The organism is Melioribacteraceae bacterium (genome assembly GCA_035362835.1).
Lineage (GTDB): Bacteria > Bacteroidota > Ignavibacteria > Ignavibacteriales > Melioribacteraceae > DSXH01.
In genome coordinates this window covers 1,199,862-1,214,935 of record DAOSDY010000001.1, presented here as the reverse complement: position 1 = coordinate 1,214,935, position 15,074 = coordinate 1,199,862, and the positions used below count along the sequence as shown (strand labels likewise).

General features: G+C 40.9%; 13 protein-coding genes. 8 read left to right on the top strand and 5 right to left on the bottom strand.

Annotated features, from left to right (window positions below; translation table 11 throughout):
• Positions 1 to 85: 85 nt before the first annotated feature.
• The 3 genes from glgA to PLZ15_05095 form a co-directional block, all read right to left on the bottom strand.
• Positions 86 to 1,558 (bottom strand): glycogen synthase GlgA, encoded by a 1,473-nt coding sequence (glgA, locus tag PLZ15_05105; protein ID HOI29121.1) that lies wholly within the window; start codon positions 1,556 to 1,558, stop codon positions 86 to 88.
• A gap of 77 nt (positions 1,559 to 1,635) precedes the next feature.
• A complete protein-coding gene (locus tag PLZ15_05100; protein ID HOI29120.1) occupies positions 1,636 to 3,708 on the bottom strand; it encodes an acetate--CoA ligase family protein in 2,073 nt (690 codons plus the stop codon).
• A gap of 94 nt (positions 3,709 to 3,802) precedes the next feature.
• Positions 3,803 to 4,372, bottom strand: a complete 570-nt coding sequence (locus PLZ15_05095; protein HOI29119.1) for a gamma-glutamyl-gamma-aminobutyrate hydrolase family protein — start codon at positions 4,370 to 4,372, stop codon at positions 3,803 to 3,805.
• A 45-nt stretch (positions 4,373 to 4,417) separates the two neighbouring features.
• Between PLZ15_05095 and PLZ15_05090 the strand changes: the two genes are divergently transcribed.
• Both PLZ15_05090 and PLZ15_05085 read left to right on the top strand, forming a co-directional pair.
• Positions 4,418 to 5,392 carry an aminodeoxychorismate synthase component I gene (locus tag PLZ15_05090; protein HOI29118.1) on the top strand — a complete coding sequence of 325 codons (975 nt, stop codon included), beginning with the start codon at positions 4,418 to 4,420 and terminating at the stop codon, positions 5,390 to 5,392.
• Positions 5,376 to 5,984 carry an aminotransferase class IV gene (locus tag PLZ15_05085; protein HOI29117.1) on the top strand — a complete coding sequence of 203 codons (609 nt, stop codon included), beginning with the start codon at positions 5,376 to 5,378 and terminating at the stop codon, positions 5,982 to 5,984. Before PLZ15_05090 ends, PLZ15_05085 begins: the two co-directional genes overlap by 17 nt.
• A 20-nt stretch (positions 5,985 to 6,004) precedes the next feature.
• Here PLZ15_05085 and PLZ15_05080 read toward each other — a convergent pair whose 3' ends face one another.
• On the bottom strand, positions 6,005 to 6,619 hold the full coding sequence (locus PLZ15_05080) for a YdeI/OmpD-associated family protein (GenBank protein HOI29116.1): 615 nt from the start codon (positions 6,617 to 6,619) through the stop codon (positions 6,005 to 6,007).
• A gap of 77 nt (positions 6,620 to 6,696) precedes the next feature.
• Here PLZ15_05080 and PLZ15_05075 point away from each other — a divergent pair, with 77 nt between their 5' ends.
• Positions 6,697 to 8,028 carry a pectinesterase family protein gene (locus PLZ15_05075; GenBank protein ID HOI29115.1) on the top strand — a complete coding sequence of 444 codons (1,332 nt, stop codon included), beginning with the start codon at positions 6,697 to 6,699 and terminating at the stop codon, positions 8,026 to 8,028.
• Positions 8,029 to 8,030: 2 nt separating this feature from the next.
• Complete coding sequence (gene truA / locus PLZ15_05070) at positions 8,031 to 8,858, top strand: tRNA pseudouridine(38-40) synthase TruA (GenBank protein ID HOI29114.1); 828 nt, start codon at positions 8,031 to 8,033, stop codon at positions 8,856 to 8,858.
• Between the two features lie 53 nt (positions 8,859 to 8,911).
• Here truA and PLZ15_05065 read toward each other — a convergent pair whose 3' ends face one another.
• On the bottom strand, positions 8,912 to 10,033 hold the full coding sequence (locus PLZ15_05065; GenBank protein ID HOI29113.1) for a hypothetical protein: 1,122 nt from the start codon (positions 10,031 to 10,033) through the stop codon (positions 8,912 to 8,914).
• Positions 10,034 to 10,192: 159 nt separating this feature from the next.
• On the opposite strand from PLZ15_05065, the gene PLZ15_05060 reads away from it, so the two are divergent.
• The 4 genes from PLZ15_05060 (at position 10,193) to PLZ15_05045 (ending at position 14,979) form a co-directional block, all read left to right on the top strand.
• Complete coding sequence (locus PLZ15_05060) at positions 10,193 to 11,101, top strand: DMT family transporter (GenBank protein HOI29112.1); 909 nt, start codon at positions 10,193 to 10,195, stop codon at positions 11,099 to 11,101.
• A 14-nt stretch (positions 11,102 to 11,115) separates the two neighbouring features.
• Positions 11,116 to 12,231 carry a hypothetical protein gene (locus tag PLZ15_05055; protein ID HOI29111.1) on the top strand — a complete coding sequence of 372 codons (1,116 nt, stop codon included), beginning with the start codon at positions 11,116 to 11,118 and terminating at the stop codon, positions 12,229 to 12,231.
• Positions 12,232 to 12,346: 115 nt separating this feature from the next.
• Positions 12,347 to 13,993: an amidohydrolase gene (locus PLZ15_05050; GenBank protein ID HOI29110.1), complete on the top strand. Its 1,647-nt coding sequence runs from the start codon at positions 12,347 to 12,349 to the stop codon at positions 13,991 to 13,993.
• Between the two features lie 47 nt (positions 13,994 to 14,040).
• Positions 14,041 to 14,979: a polysaccharide deacetylase family protein gene (locus tag PLZ15_05045; GenBank protein HOI29109.1), complete on the top strand. Its 939-nt coding sequence runs from the start codon at positions 14,041 to 14,043 to the stop codon at positions 14,977 to 14,979.
• Positions 14,980 to 15,074 lie beyond the last annotated feature (95 nt).

Here is a 15,074-nt window from a genome sequence, read left to right as displayed (position 1 = left end):
GACCATTTACTGATTGAGCGCTTTGAAAAAATACAAAAAGTCCTATTATTAACAATGGGGGTATTAAGAAAAAAAATAAAAGATATCAGGAGCCCTTTAGATTGTCGAGAGCGCTTTGATAAAGCAGAACATACTTCTCCGCCGATCTCTTCCAGGAATAATCTTTATTCATTCCGTTAAGTTGAATTTTCCGCCAGACATCCTTGAGTTTAAAATCATTAACGGCTCTCTGTACAGAGTGAATAAGGGCGTTGGCTGTATAATCCTGAAAAGAATATCCAGTACCTATCTCTTTGCCTTTGGCCAGGAATTCATTCCAATCCTGCACGGTATCTGCCAGACCTCCTGTTTTCCGGACGACAGGAACCGTTCCGTATTTGAGTGAATAGATCTGGTTAAGTCCGCATGGTTCGTAATAAGAAGGCATAAGAAAAATATCCGCACCGGCTTCTATCAGATGGGAAAGCTCGTTATTGAATCCGAAATAGACCGAAACTTTATCGGGAAAATGATTTTTCGCGTGCTGAAACATTTCCTCGTATTTGTATTCGCCGCTACCGAGTATGATCCATTGAGCCTCCAGTTCCATAAGGTGGTTTAAAGCATAAGCAATGATATCCAATCCTTTCTGTGCAACGAGTCGGGATACAATACCAATAACCGGAACATTCTCATTAAAGCGAAGATGAAGATGCTCTAAAAGAAATTTTTTGTTTTTTATTTTTCCTGAAAGGTCGTCTATTGAATACTTGTGAGGGATAAATTTATCATTTTCCGGATTCCACACATTATAATCGACACCGTTTAATATTCCGGAAAAGTCTCTTATCCTGAATGATAACGGAACCTGCATGCCATATCCATATGCTGGTGTAAGAAGTTCCCGGGCATACGTTTCGCTTACAGTATTAATTGCATGGGCAGAATAGATGCCGGTTTTCAAAAAATTTACACCCCCCTCATATTCTCCTATCCCGCCGTGTAAATAATATTTTTCTTTCATCTCCGCTTTAGCAAAAGAACTTTTTGCAAATTGTCCCTGATAGGCAATGTTATGTATTGTAAGAACCGCGGCTGTGGTGTCGAACATTCGATCCCACGAATAGTTGTCCCTCAACAGCAAAGGAATTAATGCGGTCTGCCAGTCGTTGCAGTGAATAATATCCGGCGCCCAACCGATGCGTTGTAAAACTTCTATTACTCCTTTTTGAAAGAGAATAAATCTTTCGTCTTCATCAAAATCATTCGTGTAGATTCTGAACCGGTGAAAAAAATGCGGACAGTCTATAAAATAAACTTCTACCTTAGAGCCCGGCAACAATGCTTTGTGAACGTGGGTCTGGTGAACTCGTCCGTCAACACGAACAGGTATTTCCCCGATATCCCACTGATAGTGAAGACCGTGTTCCGCCTCGCCGAAAGTATTGTATTTAGGCATAAATATTTTGATCTCGTGGCCAAGAAGCGCAATTTCTTTCGGAAGTGATCCGGCCACATCAGCAAGGCCGCCTGTTTTTGCGTAAGGGAAAACTTCGCTCGATATAAAAGCAATTTTCATCAGAAACCAGATATATTAGTGAAACAAAAATAATTAAAGAAATTCGAAATTGCGGTCCTCTGTTTTTTACAATCAGATCAGGATGATTTAATTCTTACATCCACCGCATAGTAATGTCCGTCTCCGTCCAGTATTAAAGGATTGAAATCGAACTCGGTTATATTCCCGCTCTCTATCATCATTTCGGCTGACGATTTGATTATTTTCCTCAGCGCGGGTAGGTCGGCGGGTTTTTCTCCCCTTACGCCATTTAAAATTTTTCCGATTCTGGTTTCGAGAATCATTTCTTCAATATCGGCTTCAGAAATATAACACGATCTGATAGAGGTATCATCAAAGGCTTCAACATATTTTCCTCCCGAACCGAACATAATAACAGGTCCGAAGGAAGAGTCTCGAAAACCTCCTATCAACAGCTCATGCTTTGTCTCTATAAAAGGTTGAATCAGGAACTCTTCAACAAAAAATCCTTTTGCCGAAAAGCCGGATCCAATTTCTTCTGCTGCATTAATCAGTTCGCGGAGGTTGCTGATATTCAATCTTACCGCATTCAGCTCCGTTTTGTGAATTACACCGGGGCCCAGACCTTTAATAACAACCGGGTAAAAATTTATGGCGGCATTTTTAAGATCTTCTGGTTTAACAAGAAGGTTATTTACAAGAGGAATTTCATACTCTTCGGCAAGGCGGGCGATATCTTTCTGGGACAAATACCCTTGGCCCGATGTATTCTTTTCTCTGTCTCTCCTGTTAATCAAATCAAAATATTCTTTTCCGAATTGATGAAATTTTTGTTTACCCTTATTGTAAAAAAACATGTTCGATATTATCTCGGCGGGATCTTCCGGATTTCTGAACAACGGTAGTCTCTTTTCGGATTCAACTCTATACTTGTCCCAGAACTCCGGCAGGGGCATTACAACCTGAAGAACCGGTTTTTCGCTTTTAACCGAATAGACGCTTTCAATCACTTCCAGAGGTGAAACCATAACGGGTTCTACAAAGATCGAAATTACCGCATCAACGTTTTCGTCCGACGCAACTAGCTCATTTACCTTTCTGTAAATTTCCGCTGTTCCTCCCGGCAACAGGTCAACCGGATTGGATACACTCCCCTCGGGATGAACTACCTCTCTAAGTTTTTTTCGCGTTTCTTCTGAGAAAGTGGCGAGTATTAGTCCCTCTTTTTCAATTTTATCAACACAGAGGATTGCCGGTCCGCCGGCATTTGTAACAACAGCAATTGAATTTCCTTGCGGAATCGGGAAGTTCTCAAATCCTTTTGCCGTATTAAAAAGTTCGTTCAGGTTTTCTGCGCGGATGATGCCCGACTGTTTAAGAAGCGCTTCTGTTATTTTATCGTTGCTGCTAAGCGCGCCGGTATGAGAAGAGGCGGCCTTCATTCCGCTCTCGGTTCTACCGGCTTTCAATATAATAGTCGGCTTTGTTACCTTGCCAAGCATGAACGGAAGAATAAATTCTTCGCCGTTCACAAAGCTTTCCAGATAAAATGTAAGCGTCTTAATGTTTTTATCGTTCTGCCAGAACTCTAAAATATCATTCTCGTTGATATCGGCTTTATTGCCGACACTTATAAAATGAGCAAACTTAATATCAGTTTCGCGCAACGAGTTAAGCACCGCGGCGCCGAGTGCTCCGCTTTGGGAAAGGAATCCGATTGCGCCGGTCTCCGGTTTTTCTGCTACAAACGTTGCGTTTAGTTTTACATCGTCAAGCGTATTTATTACGCCCATGCAATTTGGTCCAACCATTCTGGCGCCGTGAGATTTTATTTTAGCGATAAGTCTATTTTCAACCTCTTCTCCTTCTTTACCGATCTCTTTAAAACCGGCGGTAATCAGAATTATTGAACCGGTGGTTTTCATGAGTAGGGCGTCGATCGTTTCCTCAGCAAATTGTTTCGGCACAACTACAATTCCAAGATCTATTGGATTTGTAATTTCATCAATCGAACGGTAACATTTAAATCCAAGAATCTCCCCGGCCTTCGGATTAACCGGAAATATTTTTCCCTTATAACCGTAATTTTTAATCGTTCTCAACAATTCATAACCAATGCTTTTTTCTTTTGTCGAAGCGCCCGCCACACAAATAGTTTCTGGATAAAAAAAACTTGAAATGTTTTTCATACAATTCCCAATAATATTCTTGATAACCAAACGTAAAAATATTTGATTCAAAAATAACTATTTATGAGCTTTGGAATGAACTAATAGTTTGCGTTTATAGCCCAAGCCAGTTTCTTATTATTGCTTCTCCATGAGAAGTCATAATTGATTCGGGATGAAACTGAACACCATTAAGATCAAGCGTTCTGTGCGAGATGGCCATTATAATACCTTCGTCTGTTACAGCTGTTATTTTGAGCTGTTGCGGAAAATTCTCCTTTGAAACAAACCACGAATGATACAAGCCGACATTAATCACTTCGGGAAGCCCTTTGAAGAGGCGCCCGTTTCGGTCGATCACCCTGGCAGGCTTTGAAATTCCGTGGACAACATTATTAAAATTTATAAGCTTGGCGCCGTAAAACTTCCCTATTGCCTGGTGGCCAAGACAAACACCAAGGATGCTTTTTGTACCGGAATATCTTTCCAGGATTTCGAACATTGCGGGAAAATCTTCCGGAAGCCCCGGTCCGGGAGTAAACAATATTTTGTCGAATCCGGCAACTTTTTCTATCCTGAGCTCATTGCTCTTTTCAACCGCGCATTCACATACACCGATTTTTCTTACAAGTTCTACGAGATTGTAAGTGAACGAGTCATAATTATCCACAACCAGCAATTTCATTTGAGAGATTTTTATAAATTAGTTACGGCTAATATAAACTTAACAATGGAAAATAGAACCACCGCCATAAATTTAATGAACCGTCTGGGGACTTTAAAAATCCCCTTCCTGTTTATTATCGATTTCGAGATGAAAAATCCGGTCATAATCGAACTCGACAAAGTGAATAAAAATAAGATTAAGTACCGGTTAAAAAATCTGTCGAATTATAACGATGATTCTGTTTTAAACTCAAAACTCGATTTTAAAATAAAGCCGATTTCATATAATGATTACGTTGATTCTTTCAATGTTGTAATGAAAAACATTCTTGCGGGCAACACATATCTCTGTAATCTTACTTTCCCGACTCAAATAGAATCAAATTATTCGCTTAAAGAACTTTTCTTTATCAGCAGGGCAAAATATAAACTGTTTTTTGAAGACCGGTTTATTGTTTTCTCGCCGGAGAGCTTTGTCAAAATAAATGACGGAAGAATTTATTCTTTTCCCATGAAGGGAACAATCGATGCATCAATTCCCGATGCTGCCGAAAAAATCCTCGGCGATGGGAAAGAACTGGCCGAACACAATACAATTGTTGATTTGATAAGAAACGATCTCAGTATAATAGCAACAGATGTGAGAGTTGAAAGTTTCCGGTACATTGACAAAATAATTACGAACAAGAAGAATCTGCTGCAGGTCAGCTCGAAAATCAGCGGCAGACTGCCGGGTGATTACAATTCGCGAATAGGGGAAATTATTTTTAAGTTACTGCCCGCGGGTTCTATCAGCGGTGCGCCAAAGAAAAAAACAGTCGAAATAATTAAATCGGCTGAGATTTATAACCGGGATTACTATACCGGTGTATTCGGAATCTTCGACGGCTTAAACCTCGATAGCGCTGTGATGATACGGTTCATAGAGAAAACCGGTGACCTTTTTTACTTTAAAAGCGGCGGCGGTATTACTTTCGCAAGCAAGCCGGAAAACGAATATCAGGAGTTAATTGATAAAGTATATGTCCCTATTATTTGAGACAATTAAAGTTAAAGATGGTGCTGTACAGAACATCCGTTACCATAACGACCGGTTTAATTTATCGCGCAGGAACCTCTTCAATATTGATCAGACTGTATATCTTGAGGAAATCATCAAGGTCTCTGCAGATTATTCCGCGGGTGTATGCAAGTGTAAAGTTGTTTATGATTCTTCGATCAGAAGCATAAGTTTTTCTAGATACATTATTAAGCCGGTCAACCGATTAATCACGGTTGAGTGCAACGATATTGATTACGGATATAAATATTCCGACAGATCCCGGCTGGAAGAGCTTATTACGCAGGCCGACTGCTCGTTTGACGAAGAAATTCTGATAATTAAAAACGGACTGATTACCGACACGTCATATTCAAACGTTGCTCTGTTTGACGGTAAAGATTGGATCACCCCATCAACACCTCTTCTATCTGGAACCCGGCGCGCAAACCTCCTGGAGAGAAAAATTGTAAGAGAGGGTGAAATCAGGATTATTGACTTAAAGTATTTTGAGAAGATAAAGCTCTTTAACGCAATGCTGGATTTTGATGAATGCCCTGTTTTACCAACAATGAATATAGAAAGAATATGACTCTGTATAAGTCTTCTTTTTTATTTCTCCATGTATTTCCAGTTTCTCGGTTTTCCTCCGGCTATCCAATCTACCGCGGTTGATATTCTTTTGCTGCGTGTTTCTTCGGTTTTTGCCTCGGTTATCCATTCAATATATTCTTTTTTATGAGATGGGCTGAAATCTCCGAAGTTCTTTATTGCGGATCTTTTTTTCTTTAGGGCTCTTATAAAATAATCGGGCACAGCAATTTCTTTTTTTGACTGAATCGATTTCCTCGGGGGAAGTTTTACATCTTCATCATTAAGTTTTTTCGCCTCTTTTATATACGAAATCAGAATTTTATCCTTCGGCAAATCTTTAAGCGAGGTGATTCTGCCCAGGTGCCCCATTGAAGATTCCGACCTTGCGTTTTCAACCAGCTTTTTATCTTTCATAAGAGAGGCCTTCCAGAAACTGAACGCGCAATGCTGCTTGAATGAAGCCATGCTGCACATCATCCCCTTATAATCGAAATGAGGAAAGCCCCATTTCACGGTTTCTTCAACTTCGGGACAAGCTTTATGTACAAGTACTCTGAGGTGCTCTAAAATCGGTCTGCTAAATTCCTGCGACTTAGCAATATAAGCATCAACCCGCGGATCGTATTTACCCATAACACATTTCCTTTCTCTAATATGTAATTTTAAGATATGGATCGTTATTTTAACTATCAAATAAATAAGGGTTGTTGATGATTTCTCAGCTCTATAAAAACACCCTACTAATACTGATCTTAATTGGTGTTTCCGCTTGCTTTAATTTTGTTTATTCAAACGAACGTGCAGATATAATTGTTTCAAAAGACGGGAAAGGTAATTTCAGAACAGTAACAGAGGCGCTTAACTCTGCTCCTGCGCAGAACATCAAAACATTCGTCATCCTCGTAAAGAACGGTACTTATAACGAAAAATTGTTCATAACAAAAAGCAACATTGCGATTGTTGGAGAAGACCGCGACAGCACTAGAATTGTATTTGCGGAACTTCGGAAAAACTGGCTATCCGGGAAAGATAGAACCGACTGGGGTTCGGGTACCATTAATATTGATTCTGCGGTTACCGGATTCACGCTAGCAAACATTACTGTTCACAATAATTACGGTTCGCTATACGGCGATCACGATCACCAGTTTGCCATCCGCGGGTGGGGTACAAAAATAATTTTTATCAACTGCAATATAATTGCCGATGGCGGAGATACGGTTGCCCTCTGGCATCCGAACGGAATGTATTATCACAATAATTGTTACTTCGAAGGCTGGGTCGATTACGTTTGTCCGCAGGGCTGGTGTTACGTAACCGACAGCAGGTTTTACGGTCACAATTTATCGGCATCGCTCTGGCACAACGGTTCAGAGAATAAAGATCAAAAATTTGTTATCCGCTATTCATTCTTCGACGGTGTTCCCGGATTTCCGCTCGGAAGGCATCACCGTGACGCTCAGTTTTATCTGCTCGATTGCGTCTTCTCCGGAAACATGGCCGATATTCCAATCTACTGGCCTGTCTCGCCGAATGCTAAGACATGGATATGGGGGGCGCGTCATTATTTTTATAACTGCAGCCGTATTGGCGGCGATTATGACTGGTTCGGGGACAATCTTTTTGAAGCTGAGAATCAGCCCGCCCCTGAAACGATCGATGCGAAATGGACATTTGATAATAAATGGGATCCCGAAAATGAAATGACGCCGGTTCTTTCCTTCATATCTTTGCCGGCACCAAGAAACGGCTTGTATAAAATCGACTTGTCAGCAAAATTGAAGTGGCTCCCTTCGCGTAATTCAGTTTCCTTTAATGTGCATTTCTGGAAATCTATTTATCCGCAGGCATTAAAGAGGGGGGAAAAATTAAAAACCGGGACTCATGCACCCGGTGAACCAATTTTTATCAGAAATCAAAATGAGAATTTTTTTGATACTCCAATGCTTGAACCAAACTCCACTTATTACTGGAGAATCGACGAAGTATTAACAGACGGTTCTATTGTAACCGGACCGCTCTGGCATTTTACTACAAAATAATTATGGCACGATTTAAACTTTATATCGAATACGAAGGAACCCGCTATAGCGGGTGGCAAATGCAGAAAAACTCGAAATCCGTTCAGGGTAAACTCTATGAGGCTGCCGGAATTGTTTTTAAAGGGGAGCGGATTGAAATCTACGGTTCGGGACGGACCGACGCCGGCGTTCATGCGCTACGGCAGATTGCTCACCTCGACGTAAAAACAATGCTCGCCCCGGAAATAATCAGGATTAAAATCAATGATGAACTACCGGCGGACATCAATTTGCTTGAGGTAGAAAAAACGGATCCTAAATTCCATGCCCGGTACGATGCGAAAAGCAGAATATATCTCTATCAGGTGGCCAGAAGAAGAACTTCATTCGGCAAGAACTTTGTCTGGTGGATTAAAGATCAACTTAATTTTGAGAAGATGAATAACGCTTCACAATTGTTTGTCGGAATGCACGATTTTGTCTCTTTTGCCGATAAAGACGACGAAGAGAAGTCGACAAAAGTTCTTATCGAAAGCGTTCAGGTGAAAGAAGAGGGAGACTTAATATTGATAAGAATAACCGGATCGCATTTCCTGTGGAAACAGGTCCGGCGAATGGTTGGTGCTCTCGTTGAAGTTGGAAGGGGCAAGCTTACACATAACGACATAAAATATTTTTTAGAACACGCGTCGCCCACTCCGGCAAAATATACAGCTCCTCCGTCCGGGCTCTTTCTGGAAAAAATTATTTATGATGGGGATTCATTTCCCGAAGATTTAAAGTCGACGATAAATATTTCATCGGAAAAAAAGGTGGTGTCTAGAAAAAGCGTTACGGGAAATAAGAGATAACCTCCGGCCGGGGTAATTTATTTTAAATTATTTTTTAACTGATTGTTTCGTATTTAAAAATGCTTGATATAGCATCTTCGTCTTTTGTGCTGCCTTCCCTGATAATGACGCCACTGTGCTTGAACCTTGGTATTGGTTTCCAGTTCGGGATTAGATTCTGCTTTAGAAATGTTGTTGGCAATATAGATTTTGTTGATTTCATACATCATTATTGCGTTAACTCCTTTATCCTGATAATCCGGCCGTACTCCGGTAAGGTACAGATCAACGCGGTCGTTTTTTCTCAATGCTTTTAAAATGTAGAACAATCCGAACGGAAACAATTTTCCCTTTGCTTTCTGAAATGCCTTGGATAACGAGGGCATTGTAATTCCGAATGCAACAACTTCATTCTTTTCATTTACCACAACCGGCACAAATCCCGGCTTTATGAAACCGAAATATTGTTTTACATATAGATCGATCTGCTTTTCGGTTAGCGGAACGAATCCGTAAATATCTTTATACGCATCATTTAGAACGTGGAATATTTCATGGGCGTAAGGTAGAAGATCTTTGGCTTTTTTTACTTCAAGCATTCGGAGACGGTATCTTTCAAGAACTGCTTTTGCAATTCTCTCAACCTTTTCGGGAATTTCTTTCGGGGGAACGAGTTCGTACTCCATCCAATCTATATCTTTTTGATAACCAAGTTTTTCTATGTGGGCCGGGTAATATGGAAAATTATAAATGGTCGCGATTGTCGGAAGCTCTTCAAACCCTTCAATTAACATCCCTTCCGGATCCATGTCGGTAAAGCCGAGCGGTCCGTGAATTGCTTCTGCGTTTTTATTCTTCGCCCACTCCTCCGCTGTTTTAAAAAGTTGAGTTGAAACTTCGCTGTCGTCAATAAACTCTACATAACCGAATCTTGCAATTTTCTTTCCGACTTTTTCATTGTACCGGTTATTAATAATTCCGGCTATTCTGCCTGCAACACGTCCGTCTTTAAATGCAAGCCAGTAGGATGCTTCACAGAAATCGAATGCCGGATTTTTATCGGCATCCAGATTTTTATTTTCATCCATTAAGAGAGGCGGTACCCAGAATTTATTGCTCGAATAGTGTTTATAGGGAAATGTTATGAATTTTTTTAGATCTGATTTCGATTTTACTTCTTTTATTTCGATGCCCATCAGCAGGTTCCGCCCCGGTTTATAATATGAACTTTTTTTATGAATCAAATCAAAGATAATTTTATTTTCCTTCAGAAAGCAACTTAAAAAACCCCGAATAGTTAATTTCAAGCGGGTATCTGCTTTGAATGTTTAAGAAAGAAATTGTTAATTTTTGCCGTGAGTTTAGACAAACAAAAACCAAACAGAACCGCGACCGCCGGTTTTTTAGTAGAATACTGGAAGCCGATTGTTTCCGTAATATTTTGGGGCGCTTCTTTCATTGCCACAAAACAGGCGCTTGAAGAACTCGAGCCGCTGCTTATAATATTTTTAAGACAGGTTCTTGCTATAAGCCTTCTGGCTTCGATCGCCATACATCAGAAAAAAAATTTTTCTGTTAATCTTAAAAATCACGGCCGGATATTCATACTTTCATTAATTGCATCGTTTCATCTATGGATTCAGGTTACCGGGCTTCAATATACTTCCGCTTCCAATACCGGCTGGATTATCGGGATTACCCCGGTCTTTATGGTTCTACTGGGATTTTTATTTTTCAAGGAAAGAATCTCCCCTATTCAGATTTTCGGTATACTGGTGGCATTCGGCGGTCTTCTATTGCTTGTCGGTAAGGGTGATGTTACCTCGATCGATCTGATATCAAACAAAGGTGATTTGCTAGTTCTGATGAGTTCTTTTACATGGAGCGTCTATTCCCTTGTTGGAAAAAGGATTACAATTGAATACTCTCCGATTATGACAATCCTGTTTTTGTTTATAATGATGTCAATAATAGTTGTGCCCTTTGCATTAACCGCGGAGAATATTTCAGCTCTTATTAATCTAACGGCTGCCGGTTGGACTTCTATTTTGTTTCTCGGTCTTTTATGCTCCGGAATTGCATATGTTTTTTGGGCGGAATCACTAAGCCGAATGCCGGCTTCTAAAGTCGGGGCCTTTCTTTATCTGGAGCCTTTCGTCACAGTATTTACCGCGTGGATTTTTTTAAATGAAGAAATAAGTTTATTAACTTTTGTAAGCGGTTTGATAATTATCGGCGGTGTAATTTTAGTAAACAGAAAATAGATTGGCGGGATTGAATGAAAAAAAGAACGATAGTTTTTTTGTTAATCTTAAATCTGCTTTCAGCTCTTTCTCTTTCGGCACAGTCCGAAGAGAACGGATTCGAGGATTTAATTAAAAAATTTTTTAACGATATAAAATTCTCGGGTCAATGGTTCATCTCCTATCAGAGCGGAAGATTCAATAACATAACCGACAACGAATTCCTTCTTAAACGGGGATATATTACTTTCCAGAAAAAGTTCGACGACCGGTTCTCGGCAAGAATTACACAGGATGTGGTGGTTGACCGGGAAGGTGATGGCGAGGGAGACATCGAGATTCGTCTTAAATACGGTTTCCTGCGCTACCAGTTTGAAGGCGGAAGTTTTTTTCATAAGCCTTACCTTGAATTCGGATTGGTCAGCCGTCCCTGGATCGATTTTGAGCAGTCGATCAACCGCTACCGTGTTCAGGGCACTATGTTCCTTGAAAGATACGGATTGCTAAGTTCGGCTGATTACGGAATAGGGTTTGTTTCCCTCCTCGGGGGAGAACTGAGCGAAGAATATCAAAAAAATGTAAGTAACAACTTTCCCGGAAAATACGGAAGTATTGCCGTCGGGATTTATAACGGAGGCGGTTATCACGCTATCGAAAAAAATGAAAACAAAACTTTAGACGGCAGGCTGTCGCTTCGCCCGGTTCCGGATTATCTGCCGGGCCTTCAATTAAGTTTTGCCGGAACTTACGGAAAAGGAAACATTGCTTCCTCCCCGGAACACAGTGTTGCCGCGGGGATAATCTCGTATGAAAGCAGACTTTTTGATGCCACTGCGATTTATTATACGGGTAAAGGATTTGAAGACGGCAGCCGACTCGATCAATCCGGTAAGCCCCCCTCAAATAAAGGATACTCATTTTTTGCCGATTTCAATATACCCGGGACAAAACTAAGTCTGATCGGTCGATACGATTATTTTTCATCCGGGGCGCAAAATATTTTGAGAGAGTCCGAAAGATTTATTGCCGGAATTGCTTATTACTTTTTTGGGGATTCAAAAATTTTAATTGATTACGATCGGATTAAAAAAATACCCGCTTTATCCAGAGATGATTATATCTTCGAGGTAGCCGTTGAATTCAGATATTAATAAATTGATTTAAGACAAATTCGGGAATGTAATGATGAAATTACAAAGTAAGTTTTTCCCTGTTTTAGTTAGTCTCGTTTTGCTAACCTTTTTTCAAAGTTGCGGAGGAAAAGAAGTGAAAGAAGCTGCGGACCTGGTACTTACAAACGGAATTATTGCGACCATGGATGAATCCATTCCGTCTGCGGAAGCAATCGCGATTAAAAACGGAAGCATTTTGTTTGTCGGATCATCCGACGAGGTCGAATATTACACCGGCGATTCAACTGAGGTGATTGATCTCCAAGGAAAATTTGTGATGCCGGGATTTATTGAAAGTCATGCGCATTTTCTGGGACTTGGGAAATCGAAACAAATACTGGATTTGAGGAATGCTAAGAACTGGGATGAAGTTATTGCAATTGTAGCTAAGGCCTGCGAGACGGCAAGGCCCGGTGAATGGATCCTGGGAAGAGGTTGGCACCAGGAAAAATTTGATCCGGTTCCTTTCCCGAACGTTCATGGATATCCCGTTCATGAACAATTAAGCAAAGCTTCTCCGAACAATCCCGTTATGCTTTCCCACGCGAGCGGACACGCAATATTTGCAAACCGGAAAGCAATGGATCTCGCCGGAATTTCCAAATCGACACCAGATCCGGTTGGAGGTACAATTATTCGTGATTCATTGGGGGTTCCCGTTGGGGTTTTTGAAGAAAACGCCGAAAACCTGATCGCTAATCTTTACAACGATTATTTTAACAGCAGAACACCGGCGGAAATACGGAACGATTATATAAGCCAGATCCGTCTTGCCTCGGAAGAATCTCTCCGAAAGGGAATAACGTCTTTTCACGATGCCGGCGAAACTTTCGAACTTATTGATCTTATTAAGGAACAGGCCGATTCTAATAAACTTATGCTTCGGCTTAATATTATGATCGGCGACTCATACGACAATATGAAAGAAAAATTGAACAACTACAAACTGATCGGATATGCAAATAATTTTCTAACCGTCCGTTCAATAAAGCAGTATGTCGACGGGGCGCTCGGTTCCCGCGGCGCATGGATGATTGAGCCGTATACGGATCTGCAAACCCACTCGGGATCCAATGTTACGCCAATTGAAACTCTTAAAAAAGTTTCCGAGCTCGCTATTCAAAACGGTTTTCAAATGCGGATTCACGCCATTGGAGACCGCGGCAACCGCGAGGTTCTAAATATTTATGAAGATGCTTTTTCAAAACATCCGAATAAAAAGGATTTACGCTGGTGCATTGAACACGCGCAGCATCTTTCGGAAGCTGATATTCCGAGATTTGCAGAGCTTGGGGTAATTCCGGCGATGCAGAGCGTTCACTGCACCTCCGATGCAACGTTCGTTCCCGAAAGAATCGGCGATGTCCGCGCTGCCGAGGGCGCTTATGTGTGGAAAAAACTGATAGATAGTGGTGCGCGTATATGCAACGGGACAGATGCGCCCGTTGAAGATGTTGATCCTATAAAATGTTTCTATTCTGCCGTTACAAGAAAATCTTCCGGTGGTGATGAGTTTTATCCGGATCAGAAAATGTCGCGCCTTGAAGCTTTGAAATCATATACGATAAACGGGGCCTTTACATCTTTCGAAGAAAATTTAAAAGGCTCTTTATCTATCGGCAAGCTTGCCGATATTGTTGTGCTTTCGAAAAATCTTCTAACCTGTTCTGATAACGATATTTTGAGTACTGACGTGCTATTCACTATTGTTGGAGGAAAAATTTCATACCGTTCAAATTAATTCTATTTTATCATAACAACACAAAATAAATCGGGGGGATACAAACAATGAATAAATTTCTATTCCTGTCTCTGCTTTATACTTTAACAACATCCGGCCAGACAAAAAATATCGCGATTACAATAGACGACCTTCCTTTAAATCGTATCATTCATTATGACAGGAAGGAATACGGGGATTTAACAGACAGGCTGTTAAATCAGCTTGTCCGGCAGGGAGCCCCTGTTATTGGATTTGTAAATGAGGATAAACTTTATACAGACGGCAGTCCCGATAGCTCCAAGACCGGATTACTAACAAAATGGCTCGATGCCGGATTTGAGCTTGGCAACCATACATACGGTCATCAAAGCGCTAACCGGATTCCGCCGGAAGAATTCATCGAAAATATTAAGCGCGGTGAAATTGTAACGCGAAAGTTGATGAACCAGCGCGGTAAACAACTCCGGTTCTTCAGACACCCGTTTCTTCATACAGGCACTTCCCTTGAAACAAAAAACCGGATTGAATCTTTCCTTAAAGAGAGCGGATACACAGTTGCACCGGTGTCGGTTGATAATTCCGAGTGGATCTTTGCCGCTGCTTATGAAAAAGTCCGGCTCGATAATAATGTAGCTCTTATGAAATATGTGGGCGAAGAATATATCCGCTATATGAAAGAGAAACTCTTATACTGGGAGGAACAGGCACAATCCCTGTTCGGAAGAGATATTTCACACATTCTTCTGATTCATGCAAATTCTCTAAATGCGGATTATTACCATGAGCTTTGCGAAATGATCCGGTCCCTGAATTATAAATTTATCTCCCTGGAGGAAGCTCTTAAAGACCCTGCTTACGAAACCGCCGACAGGTTTATTAAAAATAACGGCATTTCATGGATTCACCGGTGGGCAATTACAGCGGGAAAGAAAAGAGATTTTTTCGGAAACGAACCGACAACACCGCAAAGCATTTTAGACCTCGCGGGAATTGAATCAGAATAATACCGCACAAAACAATTGCCGACTTATAAGGCGGCTGGATCGGTTAATCCGGCCGCTTATATAAAATTTTTATCCCTCGGTAACTTTTTTCGAGC